The organism is Microthrixaceae bacterium (assembly GCA_016702505.1).
In the GTDB taxonomy this organism is placed as follows: domain Bacteria; phylum Actinomycetota; class Acidimicrobiia; order Acidimicrobiales; family Iamiaceae; genus Aquihabitans.
In genome coordinates, this window is sequence record JADJDU010000008.1 from 141,143 (window position 1) to 157,674 (window position 16,532).

11 protein-coding genes and 1 pseudogene are annotated in these 16,532 nt (G+C 66.8%); 5 read left to right on the plus strand and 7 right to left on the minus strand.

What is annotated here, in order from left to right; all coding sequences use genetic code 11:
- Positions 1–120: 120 nt before the first annotated feature.
- Genes IPG97_09335 through IPG97_09345 form a run of 3 tightly spaced genes read left to right on the plus strand, consistent with a single transcriptional unit; the run spans position 121 to position 6,417 of the window.
- Entirely contained in the window at positions 121–3,804 is a 3,684-nt protein-coding gene (locus IPG97_09335) for a DUF3367 domain-containing protein (GenBank protein MBK6856728.1), read from the plus strand.
- Between the two features lie 17 nt (positions 3,805–3,821).
- Positions 3,822–4,532, plus strand: coding sequence for a hypothetical protein (locus tag IPG97_09340; protein ID MBK6856729.1), 711 nt, complete (start codon positions 3,822–3,824; stop codon positions 4,530–4,532).
- Positions 4,477–6,417 carry an NAD(P)/FAD-dependent oxidoreductase gene (locus tag IPG97_09345; GenBank protein ID MBK6856730.1) on the plus strand — a complete coding sequence of 647 codons (1,941 nt, stop codon included), beginning with the start codon at positions 4,477–4,479 and terminating at the stop codon, positions 6,415–6,417. Before IPG97_09340 ends, IPG97_09345 begins: the two co-directional genes overlap by 56 nt.
- Positions 6,418–6,517: 100 nt before the next feature.
- Here the strand turns inward: IPG97_09345 and IPG97_09350 are convergent.
- The 3 genes and pseudogenes from IPG97_09350 to IPG97_09360 all read right to left on the minus strand — a co-directional run bounded on the left by IPG97_09350 (position 6,518) and on the right by IPG97_09360 (position 10,442).
- Positions 6,518–8,508: pseudogene (locus IPG97_09350) on the minus strand (peptidase M13).
- An 82-nt stretch (positions 8,509–8,590) separates the two neighbouring features.
- On the minus strand, positions 8,591–9,766 hold the full coding sequence (locus tag IPG97_09355; GenBank protein MBK6856731.1) for a sterol desaturase family protein: 1,176 nt from the start codon (positions 9,764–9,766) through the stop codon (positions 8,591–8,593).
- Positions 9,767–9,980: 214 nt separating this feature from the next.
- Complete coding sequence (locus tag IPG97_09360) at positions 9,981–10,442, minus strand: universal stress protein (GenBank protein MBK6856732.1); 462 nt, start codon at positions 10,440–10,442, stop codon at positions 9,981–9,983.
- Positions 10,443–10,580: 138 nt separating this feature from the next.
- Here IPG97_09360 and IPG97_09365 point away from each other — a divergent pair, with 138 nt between their 5' ends.
- Positions 10,581–11,615 carry a hypothetical protein gene (locus IPG97_09365; protein MBK6856733.1) on the plus strand — a complete coding sequence of 345 codons (1,035 nt, stop codon included), beginning with the start codon at positions 10,581–10,583 and terminating at the stop codon, positions 11,613–11,615.
- A 274-nt stretch (positions 11,616–11,889) separates the two neighbouring features.
- On the opposite strand, the gene IPG97_09370 is transcribed toward IPG97_09365, so the two are convergent.
- From IPG97_09370 to IPG97_09385, 4 genes are all read right to left on the minus strand, one after another.
- Complete coding sequence (locus tag IPG97_09370) at positions 11,890–12,534, minus strand: hypothetical protein (protein ID MBK6856734.1); 645 nt, start codon at positions 12,532–12,534, stop codon at positions 11,890–11,892.
- Positions 12,535–12,612: 78 nt separating this feature from the next.
- Positions 12,613–13,014: an FAD-dependent oxidoreductase gene (locus tag IPG97_09375; GenBank protein ID MBK6856735.1), complete on the minus strand. Its 402-nt coding sequence runs from the start codon at positions 13,012–13,014 to the stop codon at positions 12,613–12,615.
- A 26-nt stretch (positions 13,015–13,040) separates the two neighbouring features.
- Positions 13,041–13,835 (minus strand): CoA ester lyase, encoded by a 795-nt coding sequence (locus IPG97_09380; GenBank protein MBK6856736.1) that lies wholly within the window; start codon positions 13,833–13,835, stop codon positions 13,041–13,043.
- The gene (locus IPG97_09385; protein MBK6856737.1) at positions 13,735–14,907 is read right to left on the minus strand and encodes a CoA ester lyase; all 1,173 of its coding nucleotides are present in this window, start codon (positions 14,905–14,907) and stop codon (positions 13,735–13,737) included. Before IPG97_09385 ends, IPG97_09380 begins: the two co-directional genes overlap by 101 nt.
- 279 nt (positions 14,908–15,186) lie before the next feature.
- Here IPG97_09385 and IPG97_09390 point away from each other — a divergent pair, with 279 nt between their 5' ends.
- Positions 15,187–16,428, plus strand: coding sequence for an acyl-CoA dehydrogenase family protein (locus tag IPG97_09390; protein MBK6856738.1), 1,242 nt, complete (start codon positions 15,187–15,189; stop codon positions 16,426–16,428).
- Positions 16,429–16,532: the final 104 nt, after the last annotated feature.

A 16,532-nucleotide genomic window follows, 5' to 3' on the forward strand; every position in this document is an offset into this window, starting at 1 on the left:
GTCCTGTGTCGGGGCCAGATTGTACGGCGGCGAGGGTGCAACCCTGGGGTATCGGCGGGCCGCTACCGTTTGGGCGGTCTGGTCGACGTGACCCGACCTAGCTCGAAGCCCTGACCACCTGTGACCACTCCGTCGACCACCACCGAAGCGGAGTTGGCCACCGACGGCACTGGTGATGACGTACAAATGGCACCCTCGGTCGCGGTCCCCGCCGACGAGCCTCGGCGATCGTGGCGTCCGCTCTGGTGCATCGCGGCACTGTGCTACCTGCCCCTTCTGGCCACGAGGCCCGGGTGGATCAGCGCCGACACGAAGTCGTACCTGTACCTCGACCCAAGGGCGTTGCTGTCCAAGGCCTGGTCGATGTGGGATCCATCTGTCGGTCTGGGAACGGTCTCTCACCAGACCATCGGTTACCTGTGGCCGATGGGGCCGTGGTTCTGGGCTTTCGACACCCTCGGCGTCCCGGACTGGGTCGCTCAAAGGCTGTGGTGGGGGACCCTCCTGTTCGCGGCCATCACCGGTACCGCGTACCTGCTGCGTTTGCTGCGCCTGCCCGAGGTGGCGGTTTGGCCTGCCGCGGTGGCCTACGGGTTGAGCCCCTTCGCGGTGGCCTACCTCGGGCGCCTGTCGGGCGTGTTGCTCCCAGCCATCGGCCTGCCCTGGTTGTTGGGTCTCACCATCCAATCCATCCGAGTCAGATCGTGGCGCCATCCTGCACTGTTCGCCCTGGTGGTGGCCACGGTGGGAAGCGTGAACCTGACCGCGCTGGTCCTGGTCGGGTTGGCGCCGCTGCTGTGGGTCGTGTCGGTGTTGGTGGCTCGGGAAGCGGCACCGGGGCGGGTCTTGTCGGCGGTGGCCCGCATCGGGCTTTTGACGGTGGTGTCCAGTTCGTGGTGGTTGGCGGGACTGTCAGTGCAGGCCACCCATGGCATCAACATCGTCCGCTACAGCGAGTCGGCCGAGGTGGTGGCCCGGACGTCCACCGCCTTCGAGGTGGTGCGCGGCCTCGGCTATTGGTTCTTCTACGGGGGCGACAAGCTCGACCTGTGGATCGAACCCAGTTACCAATACACGCAGAAGGCCCTGATCTTCGGGGCGACGTTCCTGGTGCCGCTCCTGGCGTTGGCCGGTGCCGCGGTGGGGAGGTGGCGATATCGGAGCTTCTTCGCCGCCTTGTTCGTGGTGGGGACGGTGGTTGCAGTCGGGGCTCATCCCTGGGCTGACCCACCCCTGTTCGGTCGTCTCATCAAGGCGTTTCTGGCCACCGAGCGGGGACTGGCTTTTCGAAGCCTGCCCCGAGCCGTTCCTCTCATCTCCCTGGCCGCCGCCGGGCTCATCGGCGGAGGATTGTTGTGGGTGTTGGCCCACCGTCCGCGCCTGGCTCGACCGCTTGCCGCGGTGGTGGTGCTGGCTTCGGTGGTCGGCATGGTGCCGCTGTGGCAGCGGTCGCTGGTGCAAACCAGCCTGTCTCGGCGAGATGTACCCGACTACTGGCTGGAAGCCGCGGCCCTGGTCGACGAGCGAGACGACGGCACCCGCGTCATGGCCATACCCGGTAGTGACTTCGCTTCCTATCGGTGGGGCAACACCGTCGACCCGATACTGCCCGGGTTGATCGAACGTCCCTTTGTGGCCCGAGAACTGGTGCCCTACGGCACACCGATGTCCGCGGATCTGCTCAACGCGTTGGATCTGAGGCTTCAAGAGCGGACGCTGGAGGATGCGTCGTTGGCCCCCATCGCCCGCCTCCTGCGGGTCGGGGACCTGGTGGTACGGGGTGACCTCCAGTACGAGCGCTATCACCTGGCTCGGCCCCGCATGGTGTGGCAGCTCGTCAAGCGAGCGCCGGGCCTGGGGGAGCCGGTCGAGATGACCGGTCCCTATGTGAACCGGCCGCCGTCGCGTCTGCCCATGCAGGACGAGGTGTGGTTGTTGGAGGAGCGTGACCTTCCCGATGGCCCGGCCGTGGCCGTGGTGGACGTCGACGACGTCCCCGGCATCGTCGACGTCAAACCGGCCTCGGGTGCGGTACTCCTGTCGGGAGATGGGGCCGGGATGGTCGATGCCGCCGGGGCTGGCGTCATCGACGGAACGGAGCTGATCCGTTACAGCGCCTCCCTCGATGCTGCCGAGGTGGCGATCGAGATGGCCCGGGGGGCGTCGCTGGTGGTGACCGACGGCAACCGGGACCGGGGTGAGCGATGGGGGTCGCTGCGCCACACCCGCGGTCACACCGAGCGCATCGGCGAAGAGGCCCTGGCCGAGAACCTCACCGACAACCGCCTGCCCCGATTCCCCGAGGCCGGTACCGACGTCCAAACCGTCACCGTGCAGCGGGGAGGGATCGAGGCCGATGCCACGTCGTACGGGAACCCGATCACCTTCGCCGGCGACGGGAGACCAGCGCTGGCCGTCGACGGCGACGACACCACGGCCTGGTCGACGGCGTCGTTCAGCGACGCCCGCGGCGAGCGGTGGGTTTTGACACTGGCCGAACCCTTGGACCTCGACCACATCGATCTGTTCCAGTTACCCGAGGTGAGGACGACCCGGGCCATCACCAGGGTGCGTATCGACGTGGGTGATGGTCGACCGGTGGAGGTGGATCTCGGTGATGTTTCACGGCTCCCTCCCGGTCAGCGGGTCGATCTCGGGGAGCGCACCACCAAACGGGTGGAGATCACGATCCTGGCCGACAACCTCGACGAACCACTCCACTACGGCAACGCCGGCCCGGTCGGCTTCACCGAGGTGGATCTCGGCGATGAGCCTCCGGTGCTCGAAGAGCTGATCCGCATGCCTGTCGACCTGGTCGACGCGGTGAGTGCCGCCCCCGCCGATGCCCGCAATTCGACCGCCCTCACCTATGTGCTGACCCGCCTCCGTCAGGATCCCACCGATCGGACCCGTGAGGACGAGGAACGTTCCATCGTTCGTCTGCTGAGGGTTCCCGACCGCCGCATCTTCACGGTGGTGGGAACGGCGAGGTTGTCGGGTCGGGCCAGTGACGCGGTCCTCGATTCGGTTCTTGGGGTCGCCGACGACGATGTTCAGGCCACCAGCAGCCTCCGCTTGAGCGGGAGTCGGGATGCCAGGGCCAGCTCCGCGCTGGATGGGGATGCCACCACGGCATGGTCCAGTGCCTTCGGTCGAGCCGAGGGGGAATGGATCACGGTACGTACTGCGGAGCCGCACACGTTCAACCGGCTCGACCTTCAGGTGGTCGCCGATGGTGTCCACTCGGTTCCGACCCGCCTGGAGATTCGAGTCGACGGCAAGGTCGTGGCCACGCCGACCCTGCCAGCAGTGCAGGATGGCACCGAGGCCGGACATGTGGTGAAGATCCCCGTCGAGTTCGCCGCCACCACGGGTCAGGTGTTGGAGGTGGAGGTGCTCGACAGTCGGACGGTGGCGTCTGTGGACTGGACCTCGGCTCAGCCGATCGCCCATCCGTTTGCCATCGCCGAGCTGGGCGTGGCAGGCCTGCGCACATCTCGTCCGGAGGCCACCTTCGATGACAAATGCCGCGACGATCTGGTGACCGTCGACGGCAAGGCGGTTCCGGTGCGGGTGGTGGGTTCAACCTCCGATGCACTCGCGGGCCGTCCGCTCGACCTGGTCAGTTGCGGGTCCGAGATCGATCTCACCGATGGTGACCACGAGGTGCGGACGGCCGCAGGGATTGACACCGGCATAGACGTGGACCAGATCGTGTTGGAGTCGGCGCGGCGAGCGGTCACACCGCGACCGACGATGTCGCCGGTTCGCGGGCGTCGGACGTGGGTCAGGTCCGGGTTGTGAACTCAGACCCTGATCAGGTGACAGCCACGCTCAGCGGTCTGACGCCCGGCGTGCCGGTGTGGTTGGTTCTCGGGCAGAGCCAGACCGACGGCTGGGTGGCGACCGCCGCCGGCCGGGACCTGGGGCCATCACAACTGGTGGATGGCTACGCCAACGGCTGGCTGGTCACTCCCACGGCGGAGACGGTCTCGGTCGAGCTTCGCTTTGCCCCGCAACGGAGGGTAGATGTGGCGCTCGGGCTGTCGGCGTTGGGGGTAGGGGCGTGCCTCATCTTGGCGCTCCGTCGGCCCCGGGTGGGACCCGATTTGCCCGCCGGTCTACCGGGGCTTCGGTCCAATGATGGAGGTCGGCGGGCATCTCGGGCCGGATCGGTCGCGGTCGGGGTGGGAATTGGGTTGGCCTCGATGCTGGTGGTGCCACCGTTGGTGGCATTGGCGCTGGGTGTGGTCGGCGGTATCGGCGTTCGTCGCCCTGAGGGCCGCGTGGTGGCTGGAATCCTCCCGGTGGCGCTGGTGGGGTTGGCGGCCGTCTACGGTTCGGCGCTGCTGGTTCGCTACCAGATATCCACCGGCGTCGACTGGGTGACGGAGATGGAGCGTCTTCATCCGATCGCTCTGGCCGGTGTGGTCGCGCTGGGAGTCGACCTGGTGGTCGACACCGTCTGGCGACGAGATGGCCGGCGCAGCACTTCCCGAATTGATCCCACGGGATCGGGCCACACTGCTTGACTTCTTGCATGGTGCGTGCAAAGACTCGCCCGTGTTGTTCTCGTTCGGGGGCGTTGAGGACCAGAGGGGTCAAGTGAGCTCACAGGGGACAGCCGATCCGATCGACCACGAGGCCCTCCAGTCTCGCTACCGCCTCGAGCGCGACAAGCGGATCAGGCCCGACGGCAACGACCAGTACCTGGAACCCACCGGGCCTTTCGCCCGTCTGATCGAGGACCCGTGGACTCCTTGGGCCGAACGTGAGCCCATCGAGCGAGAGGTCGAGGTGGCCATCATCGGGGCCGGGTTCGGCGGCCTGGTTACTGGGGCCCGACTCAAAGCGGCAGGCATCGAAGAGGTGATGCTTATCGACGGTGCCGGCGATGTTGGCGGGGCCTGGTACTGGAACCGGTATCCGGGAGCCATGTGCGACACGGCCGCGATGATCTACCTGCCGCTCCTCGAGGAGACCGGCCATCGGCCCAGCCACAAGTACGTTCCAGCCCCCGAGATACACGGCCACGCCCGCCGCATCGCCGACCAGTTCGGCCTGTATGACAATGCGCTCTTGTCCACTGAGGTTTCGGGCCTGGCGTGGGACGATGCCGCCGGGCGCTGGGTCATTCACACCAACCGGGGAGACCTAATCGGCGCCCGCTACGTGGCCATGGGCACCGGTCCGCTTCACCGTCCCAAGCTTCCAGGGATCCCTGGCATCGAGACCTTTGCTGGTCATACCTTCCACACCAGTCGCTGGGACTACGCCTACACGGGCGGCGACCCCAACGGTTCGGTGATGACGGGCCTGGCCGACAAACGGGTTGGGATCATCGGTACCGGGGCCACCGCCGTCCAGTGCATCCCGCATCTGGCCCGCTCGGCGCAGAGCCTCCACGTATTCCAGCGCACACCGTCATCGGTGGACGTTCGCAACAACCACCCGATCGACGCGGACTGGTTCGCCACCCTCGAACCAGGTTGGCAGCGGAGCTGGCTCCACAACTTCGCCACCCTCCAGACCGGTGGGTTCGCCGCGGAGGATCTGGTCCAAGACGGCTGGACCGACATCTCCCAGCGGATCAGGGACCGGGTGGTGGCCGAGATCGAGCGGGGCGAGCCCTTCACCCCTGAGACCCTCAAGCTTGCCTACGAACTCAGCGACGACGAGAAGATGAGCGAGATCCGGGCCCGAGTGGACGCAGTGGTGTCAGACCCCGCCACTGCGGAGGCGCTCAAGCCGTGGTACCGCCAGCTCTGCAAGCGCCCTTGCTTCCACGACGACTACCTACAGGCCTACAACGAGCCCAGCACAGTTCTGGTGGACACTGACGGCAAAGGTGTGGGACGCATCGATGAGACCGGCGTGTGGGTAGCGGGCCAGCACTACGAGCTGGACTGCATCGTCTTCGCATCTGGTTTCGAGGTCGGTACCGAACTGGCTCGTCGAGCCGGCTTCGAGGTGACCGGCCGAGATGACCTGACCCTCAGCGATCACTGGTCCGACGGAATGCGGACGCTGCACGGCACCCACGTGCGGGGCTTCCCCAACTTGTTCATCATCGGGATGACCCAAGGTGCCAACCTGATCTCCAACATCACCTCGAACCTGGTCGAGGCTGGGACCACCATCGCCGCGGTGGTAGCGCACGCGTCATCGATCGGGTCCCGGACCGTCGAGGTGAGCGCTGAGGCCGAGGCGGACTGGGTCGAGCTGGTCGGCGGAGGAAGCGGCGGCTTCCTGGGCAACGCTGACTGCACCCCCGGCTACTACAACAACGAAGGCCAGGCCATCGGTCGACGTCAACACCTCGACGCCGGCGGCTATCCCCAGGGCCCGATGGCGTTCTTCTCCTTCATCGAGAACTGGCGCAACGACGGCCGGTTCGAAGGTCTCGAGTTCGTCTGACCGCCCACCTCATTCGGTCCGACGTCAGCGGTCACAAGTAGCCCGGTCACGACACCGACCGTCACGAATCGGACGGTCACGAATCCGACGGTCTGGGATGTCACCAGATGGACACGCGGTCAGATGGTTCGAGCCACAGGCCATCGCCGGCTTCGACGCCGAAGGCATCGTGGAAGGCGTCGATGTTTCGGACCACCTCGTTGCAGCGGAATTCCGGCGGCGAGTGGGGATCGATGGCCAAAAGCCGAGCCACCTCCTCGTCTCTGGACTTGGACCGCCAGGCCTGTGCCCACGACCAGAAGAACCGCTGTGAACCGCTCAGCCCGTCGTCATTGCCGTCTACGTCGGCGCGGTTCGCGTCGTTGCTGTTCTCGTCCTCTGTGGCTATGCGCCATGCCGCGTAGGCGATGGCCAGACCGCCGAGGTCACCGATGTTCTCGCCCAAGGTGAACGAACCGTTCACGTGCTGGCCGGGAGCTTGACGTGGTTCTAGGGCGTCGTACTGGCGGACGAGGGCGCCGGTGCGCTCCTCGAAGGCATCGCGATCAGTAGGCGTCCACCAGTCGTTGAGATTTCCGTCGCCGTCGTAGCGAGAGCCCTGGTCGTCGAAGCCGTGTCCGATCTCGTGGCCGATCACGGCCCCGATAGCGCCGTAGTTCACCGCTGGATCAGCTTCGGGGTGGAAGAAGGGAGGCTGAAGGATGGCGGCCGGGAACACGATCTCGTTCATGAGCGGGTTGTAGTAGGCGTTCACGGTTTGGGGGCTCATGAACCATTCGTCGCGGTCGACGGGCTGACCGATCCGGGCCAGGTCCCGATCGGCTTCATGTGAGGCGGCCCGACGCAGGTTGCCGACCATGTCGGTGCGGTCGATGACCAGGGCCGAATAATCCCGCCAGCGGTCGGGGTAGCCAACCTTGGGCGTGAAGGTGCCCAGTTTGGCCAGGGCGCGAGCCCTGGTCTCGTTGGTCATCCAGTCCAGGTCGGTGATCGACCGGCGGTAGGCCTCGATGAGGTTGGCAACCAGATCGAGCATCTGGGCCTTGGAGTCGGGCGGGAAGTGCTCGGCCACGTACAACTTGCCCACGGCCTCGGCCAGCGCCGATTCGACCACGGCCACAGCCCGCTTCCAGGTGGCCTTCAGCTCTGGGGCTCCGGTGAGGGTGCGGCCGTAGAAGTCGAAGTCGGCGTCGACGAAGCGTGAGCTGAGCAGCGATGCACTGGCCCGGACCACGTGCCAGTGAAACCACAGTCGCCAGTCGGCGAGCGCCACCTCTCTCAGGGCATCGCTGAGGCCGCTGAGGTAGCTCGGCTCTCGAACGATGGTCTGATCGAGAGTGGTCGCTGGAGCCTCCAGTCCACTCAACCAAGCGTCCCAGTCGATGTTGGGAGCCAGGTCTTCCAGTTGGGCGCGGCTGTGAGGGTTGTAGGTGGCGTTGGCATCCCGGTCTCTGACGTTGTCCCAGTGGTGAGATGCCAGGCGTGTTTCCAGGGCCATGATCCGGGCCGCGCCGTCCTCGGCGGCAGACTCGCCGAAACCGGTCAAGGCCAACATCTGGGCCACATGGGCCACATAGGCCTGGCGGATGGGCGCGAACGACTCCTCCCGGTAGAACGCCTCATCGGGCAGGCCCAGTCCACCTTGGACCAGGTATGCGCCGTAATGATCCGACCGGCCGGCATCGGCGAACACCGCCAGCCCGAATGGCCCGGGGATCCCCAGACGACCCAGGCGGCCGATCAGGCGAAACAGGTCGGGGAGCGACCCGACGGCGTCAACCGCGGCCAGATCAGCGGCTATCGGTTCGAGATCCAGATCTTCCCGCGGTCGCGATCGAGGAAGCTGGCATAGAGATCTCCCACCTTCTGAGCCTCTGAGCCTGGTTCCTGTGCGCCAGAGGCCAGCTTCTCCAGCAGTGCGTGGACGTGGCGTTCGGACTCATCTCGGAGTCGATGGAAGGCGCCGTCAGACGCCCGGTCGTCAGGGATCGCTGCCGTCGCCAGCCAGGCGCCGTTGACCGCTCGAAACAGGTCGTCCTGGGGTCGAACGTCGTTGTCTCGGTGGTCGAGGTCGATCCCGGTGGATGCCATCTGGGCCTGCTTCCCTGCCGTCGGCGGATGTGGACCGCTGACCCTATCGACCCATGACCCCGGACCGGACCGGGGCTGTCGATCAGGAGATCTGAGGTTCAGGGGCGTGGGCGGAGGCGTCCCGGCGATGACGGTCATAAGCCCAGCCCGGTCCGCGCAACACGAAGGACCAGCGATCGGCCCAGGTCGTCGAGCGGTACACGTCGCGGAACATGTCCTTGTACTCGTGGGTGGCGACGCGCAGAGGGTTGAAGGTGTTGATGTTGGTGGTCAGGCCGTACACCACCGTCTCGTCCTCGGGCTCGAAGGTACCGAAGATGCGGTCCCAGGCGATGAGGATCCCGCCGTGGTTGCGGTCTATGTACTGCGGGTTGACACCGTGGTGAACCCGGTGGTGGGAGGGTGTGTTGGCCACCGCCTCGAGCGGGCCTATCCGGTCGATGGCATCGGTGTGGATCCAGTATTGGTAGATCAAGTTCAACGAGCGGGACGTGGCCACCATGTCCGGTCGGATACCCAGTAGGGACAACGTGTTGTAGGGGACGTTCAAGAGGAACGGGTCGGTTACGGCCTGGCGGAGCGCGGTGGACAGGTTGTAGCGCTCGCTGGAGTGGTGCATCACGTGGTTGGCCCACATGAAGCGATGCTCGTGCCAGATCCGGTGGTTCCAGTAGTAGATGAGGTCCCATCCCACCATGGCTACGGTCCAGCCGATCACACCTGAACCGAGGTCGGGAAGGACTCGCCTTCTCCACATGGCGCTCGGTCGGGTGGCGTGGCCCCAGGCCGTGGTGGCCGCCACACCGGTCGTCGCCACCGTGGCCACGCCTCCGAGCGAGGCGACCTTTCGAGCCCGTCGAGCCCGTTGACGGAGCCGGTCGCGACCGGTTGGCGCCGGTCGATCGGCATAGGCGGCTCCAGCCTGGCGGGCCAGGACCGCGGCCGGCGACGGAGCATCGGCGAGCGGAGCTTCGAGATCTGGATCGGGGATCTGGGCGGACTCGTCTTCGGCCCGTCGGGCGACAGCGTCGGCGATGGTGGTCATCACGCCTGCCACCAAAGCCCCGGCCACCAGCTTCTTGGCGTGTCTGCCCTTACCCGGCGTTATCGGTGCCAGCAGGCGGGGAGCAACCATCGGCACGAGAAGGCTGGCGGTCCCCATGGCCAGGCTGGTGAGCGTGTCGCGCCGTTCGTAGTCGCCGGGGCGAGGGCCGATCCGGGCGGCTCGTGCCCGATGGTGCAGGTGTTCGAGACCCATGGTGGCGAAGTACATCGGTACCACGGCCACTTCCAGCTTCTTCACAGAGCTTTCCTCCGTCCGCCGGTCGGTCGATCAGGTGGTCAGTCGGTTGATGGTCAGGTCTCACCCTCAGGACCCGAGCGGATAGGTCCAGTCGTCGTCGCTGCGAGGGTAATCAGACCGAGGCTTCGCCTCGATCTAGCCATGCCGCATTTATGGGTCGGCTCGCCTATCAGCTCGCCTCCTCAGGGTGACTGGTGATGATCACCGGGCATGTGGCGTGGCGGACGATGTGGTCCGACACCGATCCGAGCAGGGCCCGGCGCAGCCCACCGTGACCCCTGGTCCCCAGGACCACGCCCCGGGCATGGACCTCCTCGGCGAAGGCCAGGATCTGGGCCCCGGGCTCGCCGGCCAGGACCCGGATCTCGACCGCGTCGAGCCCCAACTCGGAGGCCACCTCTCGGGCCAGGCGTTCGCCCTCTTCGGCATTGGCCTTCACCTGGGCGTCGAAGGCCTCAGCGGACATGACTCCGCCAGCGATGCCGGTGCCGGTGACGAGCATGGGATCGGGCTCATGGACAACTGTCAACACGATCATCGGTCCGTCGGTGCCCACCAGATCGATCCCGGCCCGCAGGGCGAGGTTCGAGTGGTGCGAGCCGTCAGCGCAGAGTAGGAGTGGTCGATCCATGCCCGCACCGTACCGCCGGGCATCGACATTGGGGAGTCGTAGGCTCGCGGTGTGGCCACCCCCTATGGCACGGAACGCACAGTCCGGTCTCGATCGAGCTTCCCGCCACGTCGACGTCTATCGACGTCGAGGTGGTTGGTGTCGACGGTCGCAGTTGCGGTCGCTGCCCTGGGCGGTTCGTGTACCCGGAGCCAGGGGTCCGTTACGTCGACGTCGCCGGCCACCTCCACCACACCGCCGGGGGCGCTGAGTCCAGCGGTGCTCGACCTCGATGTGAGGCCGGCGGTTCGGGCGGTAGGAGACACGATCGATGGCGAGATCGTCACCGCCGATGGAAGGCCCCGCACCTACCACCTGTACGTTCCGACTTCGTTGCCCGACGACAACGTGGCGCTGCTCGTCGGTCTGCACGGAGGGCTCGGCAACGGAATGCAGTTCGGTGAGTCGTCGGGCCTGGTGGAGCTGGCCGAGGCCAACGGGTTCCTGGCCGTTTTCCCCGACGGAACGCCGATCCGCTCCAACCCAGAGCGGGCGGTGTGGAATGGGGGCGGATGTTGCGCCAGCGCGGCCGAGGACCAAAACGACGTGGACGATGTCGCCTTCATCGAAACGCTGATCGACACCCTCTCCGCCAAGTATCGAGTCGACGACGATCGTGTGTTCGTCACCGGCCACAGCAACGGTGGGATCTTGTCAATGCGCTTGGCTTGCGAGCTGAGCTCGAAGGTCGCCGCGGTTGCGTTCCAGGCCGGAACCTTGTTCATACCCCATTGCCGCGTCGAAACCCCGGTGTCGGCGCTGGCTATCCATGGCGCCGACGACGAGAACGTGAAGCTGGAGGGAGGCGCCGGTGACCAAAGCCTGGTAGGGGTCGATTTCCCGCCGGTAAGAGATGGTCTGGCCTCTCTGGCCGAAGCCAACGGTTGCACCGGTGGGGACGAGCCCGCAGCATCACCGGCGGCCAGGCAATCAGATGTGACCGTCGAATCTTGGCGGGGCTGTCCCGAGGGTGTCGATGTTCAGTTGATCGTTGTCGCCGGTGCCAACCACGCATGGATGGGGCACGAACAGGCCGACATCTCCGAGCGTCGACTCGGCCCGGCCTATCAGGACCTGGACGCCAGTGAGGTGGTCTGGTCCTTCCTGTCGGCCCATCCCAGGGTCGAACCCTGACCCCGACGGGAACCCGCTCGATGATCAGCCCGGGAGCGCTCCCACCAGGCGGTCGACGCGGCGATCCCAACGCCTGAGGGCGGCCAGGTCGACCTGGTCGGGGAACCGGCGGGCAATGCGGCCAGCCCACTGGGCGCGGGCCAGCCGGGGCAGCATCTGGCGGGCCAGACCGGGTGCCGTCGCCAGGCGCCGGCGAGCGAGGCCATCTCGGCGGGCTCGGGGTCGAGGTTGGGCCAGCGCTGGTCGAGCCCGGCACGGGCCATCGGTTCGGTCATCAGCCCGGCGGCGACCAGGGCGGCGCGCCGCTGGTTCCCATCTCGGTGCTCAGCCGACGGAAGATGTCCGACGCCAACAAGACTCCGCCGAATTCGTGTTGAAACCCAGCCTGGTAGCGCCACAGCGTCCGCTCGTCGCCAGGGTCGGCAGCGTCGGCGACGGCGTCGGCCAGCATCGTTCCAGCGATCAGTCCGATCCCGATGCCTGACCCGTGGGCGGGGAACACCTGGCAGGCGGCGTCACCGACTAGGGCCAGCCCGGGAGCGGTGAAGCGTGGGTATGGGCGGCGAAGGGGGATTACGCCGAAGCCTCCCGAGCGCTGATAGCCGAGCCAGGGCTGGCGAGCCCGAAGTTCGCTCAACATCTTGGGGCCGGTGCCGTAGCGGCCCGTTGCAAGGCAGCCGACCAGCACCCGGGCATGGTCCAGTTCTTCGGTGACGGTAACTGCCACGGTCGAGAAGCCACCGTTGACTCCGACGGCGGTGACGGTCTGGCCCGGCCGGGCGCCGGTGGGATTCCAGAAACCGCCGGGCGCCATCGGGTCCTCGATGCTCAGGTGTACGTCGGCCGCCGAACACAGCTCTGTCGCCCCGCACCGATGGGCACCACGGGGCAAGCGCCGGTGAACGTGCTGGCGCAGCACCCCACGTCACCCCGGAGGCGTCGACGAAGAGGGGCCTCGAAGCGGTGCGAGCCGATCGTCGGGCACCGTCAGGAGCGGTCACCTCCACCGCCTCACGCGGCCGTGGGTCACCTCGACCGACAGGTGCTCGGCCCGGTCGATGAGCACTACCCCGGCGTCTAGGGCCAGCGACCGCAGGCGCCGACCGAGGAGGCCCATGTCAGCGGTGACGGTCGGAGATCTCAACGTCACCCCGTGCTGGCCGTCGGGACCCACGATGTGGGTCACGGCGTTGGCAGCCACCCGTTCTGGGCCCGATGGCGGCTCGATCCCGGCCCGCTCGAACTGCCAGTCCAGAACCCCGTTGGTCCACTGAGCGCCGCCGTCCTCCGCGGCCCGTCGTTCCACCAGCGCCACGGTGAGACCCCGTCGGGCCAGTTGGTAGGCCGCGTTGGCGCCCGCGGTTCCGGCACCGACAACGACTGCGTCGATCGCCTTCACCTCGACCACCGTCCTGATGTCCTCTGTCAGGCTTGGCGGGCGGCGATGGCGTCGGCCACGGCCAGCACTCGCCGGGCGTTGTCGACGTGGAGGTTCTCGATCATGCGGCCGTTGTGGGTGACCACTCCCTTGCCGGCGGCGATCGCCTCCTCAAAGGTGGCGATCAGGGTGCGGGCGTCGTCCACCGCCTCGGGGGAGGGGGCCCAGATCCGGTTGGCCGGCTCCACCTGGCTGGGGTGGATGAGCGTCTTGCCGTCGAAGCCCAGTTGGCGACCCTGTAGGCATTCGGCCTCGAACCCGGCGTCGTCCTTGATGTCGTTGTAGACGCCGTCGAGGATCACCTTGCCGGTGGCCCGGGCCGCCAGCAGGCACAGGCCGAGACCGGTGAGCAGCGGCTGGCGGCCGGGCACGTGCTCGGCGTGCAGCTCCTTGGCCAGGTCGTTGGTGCCCATCACCAGGACGGTGAGACGGTCCGACGCGGCGGCGATCTCCTCGGCGTGGAGCATGGCGATCGGCGTCTCGACCATGGCCCAGATCTTGGTGTGGTCCGGGGCGCCGCCGGCTTCCAGGCCCGCTTCGATGGCGGCCACATCGGCCACCGACGAGACCTTGGGGACCACCACCGCGGCCGGACCAGCCTGAGCAGCGGCGGCGATGTCGGCGGCATGCCACTGCGTGTCGAGCCCGTTGACCCGGATGGTCACCTCTTTGGAGCCGTAGTCACCTGACGCGGCCGCGGCGCAGACCCGGTCTCGGGCCTCGGCCTTGGCGTCGGGGGCCACGGCGTCCTCGAGGTCGAGGATCAGGGCGTCGGCGTCGATGCCCTTGGCCTACCTCCAGGCCGGCGGAGCGGTAGCGCTCGGCCACGTCGGCGTCACGGGCGGCCAGTTGCCGGGCCAGGTCGACCATCACGTGGCACTGCTTGACCGAGGCGTCGTCTTCCATCTTCCCGTCGATCATCACCGCGCCGCGGCCGTCGCCCATGGCCTCGATCACGTGCTGGGCGTGGGCCACGTCGGCCGGGTCGGGCGAGAAGACCCGCTTGGCGATGTCGATCTGCACGGGGTGCAGGCTCCAGGCGCCCACGCAGCCGAGCAGGAAGGCGTTGCGGAACTGGTCCTCGCAGGCGACCACGTCCTTGATGTCGCCGAAGGGGCCGTAGAAGGGCAAAATCCCGTTGGCAGCACAGGCGTCGACCATGCGGGCGATCGTGTAGTGCCAGAGGTCCTGCTGGTAGGTGGTGCGGGCGCTGTCGATGTCACCGTCGATCGGGTCCTGACGAACCAGGTAGCCGGGGTGACCGCCGCCGACGCGGGTGGTCTTCATGCGCCGGTTGGCGGCAAGGTCAGCGGGGCCCAGGGACAGGCCCTGCATGCGGGGGCTGGCCGAGCAGATCTCTTCGACGTTGGCGACGCCGCGGGCAGTCTCCAAGATGGCGTGGATGAGCAGAGGCCGCTCCAGCCCGGCTCGGGCTTCCAGCTGGGCCAGGATTCGGTCGACGTAGTGGATGTCCTCGGGGCCTTCGACCTTGGGGATCATGATCACGTCGAGCTTGTCGCCGGCTTCGGTGACCAGGGTGATCAGGTCATCGAGCACCCACGGGGAGTCGAGGCTGTTGACCCGGGTCCAAAGCTGGGTGTCACCGAAGTCGTTGCTATTAGCGATCTGGACCAGCCCGTTGCGGGCCGCTTCCTTGTTCTCGGCCTTGATGGCGTCTTCCAGGTTGCCCAAGATGATGTCGACCTTGGCGGCGATGTCGGGCACCTTGGCCGCCATCTTCTCGTTGCTGGGGTCGAAGAAGTGGATCATCCGCGACGGGCGGAAGGGGATCTCCCGAACAGGGTCGGGTGCCCCGGCGGCTAGGGGGCGGAAGAAGTCCTTCGGGTTGCGCATCGAGTCTCCAAAGACGAGCGGACAGGTAGAGCCAACCCTACGGAACCTCTCCCTTGGCCCCCCAAACGCATGAGAGGCTCCGCCATTGGGCGGAGTTGTGGGCTCGACTGCCTGCTCGCCGCAGGCGCGCTAGGCGCGGGCGAGCAACGCCATGGCTCGACCTCTATCGGTGCCGTTGCTCTCCTACCGCACTCACTTGACCAGACGGTCAAGTGAGTGCGGTAGGGTTGTCGAATCACCGCTGGCAGGGGTTGCCGGCTGATGACCGGAGGTAGCGCCGTGTACCAGTGGACCGACGAGCAGGAGATGGTGCGTAGCGCCGCCCGCCACTTCATCGACAAGGAGATCCGCCCCCGCGTCGACGAGTTCGAACACGGCGACACTCCGCCCTATGACGTTCTCCGAAAGATGTACAAGGAGTTCGGCATCGACGTCGCCAACCGTGACCGTCACCAGCGCCAGATCGAGTTCGAGCGCTCGGTCGCGGCTGCTGTCGCGGAAGGCAAGGAGCCGCCCGTCAAGGCCAAGCGGGATGGAGACGGCGGCACCGCGGCCCTGACCATGATCCCGATCATCGAGTTGTGCAAGGTGTGTCCCGGGATGGTCACCGCCATGGGTGTGTCGGTCGGGCTGACCTCGGCCGCCATCATGTCCAAGGGCACCATCGACCAGAAGGAACGCTGGGTCGGCGACCTTCTCACCTTGGAAAAGATCGGTGCCTGGGCAATCACCGAACCCAACTCGGGCTCGGATGCCTTCGGTTCCATGAAGTCCACGGCCCGCCGCGACGGTGACGAGTACGTCCTCAACGGGTCCAAGACCTTCATCACCAACGGCCCCTACGCCGACACCATCGTGTTCATCTGCAAGTTCGACGAAGGCAACGATCCCGCCGACCGCAAGATCTTGTCGTTCGTACTGGACAAGGGCACGCCCGGCCTGGAGCAGTCCAAGCCCCTCCGCAAGATGGGCATGCACTCCTCGCCCACCGGGGAACTGTTCCTCGACGACGTCCGCGTCGGCCGGGACCGCCTCATCGGCGAGACCGAGAACCCACCCGCTGGTGGTCGAGAGGGAGCTAAGGCCACGTTCATGCAGGAGCGGTCCGGCGTGGCGGCCATGGCGCTCGGCATCATCGAAGAGTGCCTCACCATCTCGGTGGACTACGCCAAGAATCGAGTCCAGTTCGGCCAGCCCATCGGCGACTTCCAGCTCATCCAAGACAAGTTGGCTCGCATGGAGGTGGCTCGGCTCAACGTGGAGAACCTGGTGTTCCGCACCATCGAGATGTCGGCAAACGGCCACACCATGACCTTGGCTGAGGCGTCGGCCATGAAGCTGTACTCGGCCCGCGCCGCCACCGAGGTTGCCTTGGAAGCCGTTCAGATCCTGGGCGGAAACGGGTACATGAGCGAGTTCCGGGTCGAACAGTTGGCCCGTGACGCCAAGGTCCTCCAGATCTACGCCGGCACCGACGAGATCCAGATCACCCACATCGCCAAGGACCTGCTGCGCCGTTAGCCAGGGTCCACCGAAAGGCACAGCCTTCCGGCGGAGTTCGGTAGCCGGCCTGACGGCCGACGTCTTCGCTGCTGCGACCGGCAAAGCCGATCTCCGCAGGTCAG

What these genes read in the sequence shown, in the direction of transcription:
- IPG97_09345 (MBK6856730.1), top strand. Translation starts at nt 4,477, where the DNA reads ATGGCCGGCGCAGCACTTCCCGAATTGATCCCACGGGATCGGGCCACA.
- IPG97_09355 (MBK6856731.1), bottom strand. Translation starts at nt 9,766, where the DNA reads ATGGGTCTCGAACACCTGCACCATCGGGCACGAGCCGCCCGGATCGGC.
- IPG97_09360 (MBK6856732.1), bottom strand. Translation starts at nt 10,442, where the DNA reads ATGGATCGACCACTCCTACTCTGCGCTGACGGCTCGCACCACTCGAAC.
- IPG97_09385 (MBK6856737.1), bottom strand. Translation starts at nt 14,907, where the DNA reads ATGCGCAACCCGAAGGACTTCTTCCGCCCCCTAGCCGCCGGGGCACCC.